2 protein-coding genes are annotated in these 2,416 nt (G+C 57.3%); both read right to left on the reverse strand.

Annotated elements, in window-relative coordinates:
* Positions 1-760: condensation domain-containing protein (locus PEH01S_RS34065; RefSeq protein ID WP_164828152.1), on the reverse strand; the 760-nt coding region annotated here is incomplete at its 3' end.
* A 182-nt stretch (positions 761-942) separates the two neighbouring features.
* A partial coding sequence (locus PEH01S_RS34070; RefSeq protein ID WP_246063149.1) for a condensation domain-containing protein occupies positions 943-2,416 on the reverse strand: 1,474 nt, incomplete at its 5' end.

Genomic DNA, 2,416 nt, shown 5'->3' on the forward strand with positions numbered 1-2,416 from the left:
CGTCCTCCGTTAACACGTCGGCTTCGTGAAGCTGAAGCTCGGGCCGGAATAGTACCGCGGCAAAAAAACGATTCAGCCGGTTCGCAAGCCGGGCAATCGTTTCTTCCTTATAGCGCTGCTGGTCGTACGATACGTTTAACCGGATCGTCTCTTGGTCCAGTTCAAATTGAAACTCCAGCTCGGCCGCCGCATGCTCCTTGTACTCGTTCGCATGCAGGTTTTTCATCCCAACGACCGTATGAATGACGGGCACTCCCTTCGAATCATACGGGACGTGCAATTGCTCGATGTAATTCCAAAAAGGAAAGTTTTGATGCGCGATCGCTTCGCCGACGGACGATTTGATCTGACCCAGCAGCGATTTGAAGACGGTCTGATGATTGACGTTGGTTTTTAAAAGCAGCAAAGGGTTGATCAGCGGAGCTCCCTGATTCGCGCCTGCGACCGTCGGGATCGCTACAATCACATTTTCCTCCCCCGTATACTTATGCAGCAAGCTCTTGATCCCCGCCAAAAGAACAATAAACGCGGCCCACGGCGCTCCGCCGGTGATGGACATCAGCCTTTGGGACAAATCAGGAGGCAGCGAGCCGGAATAATTGCCGAATACGCCCGTTTCGGTGCCCAAGCCCGTCCTGCTGTTCAAGCCAAGCCCGTCGCCCAAAAGGGAGACCCGGTCGTAAGGCAGGCACGAGATATGATCCTCACCCTCAAACTTGCCGCTCCAGTAAGCTTTTTCCTTCTCAAATAAGGCTGTCAATTGCATCCCTCCTGCTTCGTTTAGGACAGCCGGCAACCGGGTTGGTCAGTACGGCCGGATCATACTTTACGAGTGTGCGCCGCGGACTCCTCCGTAAACACACACTCGCCAAGCCGGGACAAACGGCCCCGCCGCAATGGAGACGGGGCGCGTTTATCAAGAAATGCAGTTTCGTCTAACGCTTAGAACACGAAGTCGATCGAATCCAAAACATCCGCGCTCGGCTTCGCATTGCCCGATACGCTAATCTCGCCTAAGGTCAGAGCGGGGTTCGTGCCGATCTCGGATAAAATCGTCAAGAAATCGCTCGTTAACCGTTCGATGACGCTCTTGCCGAACAGCTTGGTGCAATATTCGAACGATCCTCGAATTTCGCCCTCTTCCGCGCTCATCGACAAGGTCAGATCGAATTTGGCCGTGGTGTGCTCCTGCCCGTACGGAGTGAAGGACAGCTCGTCGAGCTTGGCCTCCTGCGTTTCCATATTGCGCACGATGAACATCGTGTCGAACAACGGATTGCGGCTCGCGTCCCGCTTCACCTTCAGCTTCTCCACCAGCTCCTCGAACGGATAGTCCTGATGCTCGAACGCCTGCAGCGTACGCTCTTTGACCTCCAGCAAGTATTCGTAGAACGTTCTGTCCTTCCGCGGATAATTGCGGATTGCCAACGTACCGACGAACATCCCGATGAGCGGCTCCAGCTCCGCCGACAACCGGCCCGCCACCGGCGTGCCGACGATCAGATCCTCCTGCCCGCTGTACTTGGACAGCAGGACCGTGTAGGCCGCCATAAGCACCATATACATGGTGCTGCCGGTGTCTGCCGCAAGCCGATGCAGCGATGCCGCCACCGCCGGTTCGACGGCAAAGTCGAGCAGCGCGCCTTCGAAGCTTCGCACCGGCGGCCTCGGATAAGCGATCGGCAGATCGAGCACGGGCAGTTCGCCCGCCAACGTTTCAAGCCAGTAGCTCTCGCGCCGCTGATAACGTTCGCTCTGCGCCTCCTGCTGCTGCCACACCGCGTAATCCTTGTACTGAATCCGCAGCGGCGGCAGCTCTTCGCCTTCGTACAGCTGCGCAAGCTCCTGCACAATAATTCCCGCGGAGACGCCGTCCGAAATCAAATGATGCATATCGTACATCAAAATATGACGCTTCGGCTCCAGCTCGATCAGACCTGCCCGCAGCAGCGGCGCCTGCGCCGGATCGAACGGCCGTACGAACCGGCCGATATGCGCGTCTGCTTCCCCGGCGGCTGCCCTTACATGCTCAAGGACAAATTCCACATCCTCGTAAATCCGCTGGACGACCTCGCCGTCCACCATTTCAAAGCCGGTACGCAATGTCTCGTGGCGGGCGATCAGCTTGCGGAACGCGTCTTCCAGCCTATGGCGGTCAAGAGGTCCTTCGACCTTCATCACGCCCGGCATGTTGTAGCTGGTTTCTCCGCCCTGCACATGGCTCAGCATGTACAGACGTTTTTGAGCGGAGGAAGCCGGATAGTACTCGCGCTCGCCGGCAGCCGGAATGAAGGTATAAGCTTGCCGTTCCATCCCTGCAATGGACTGAGCCAGCTGCTCGACCGTCGGGTAATGGAACACGTCGCGCAGCGGCACCTTGACCTGCAGCTCCTGATGCATTTTCGCTACCAGCGTC

It is taken from the genome of Paenibacillus ehimensis NBRC 15659, assembly GCF_004000785.1.
GTDB lineage: Bacteria > Bacillota > Bacilli > Paenibacillales > NBRC-103111 > Paenibacillus_G > Paenibacillus_G ehimensis.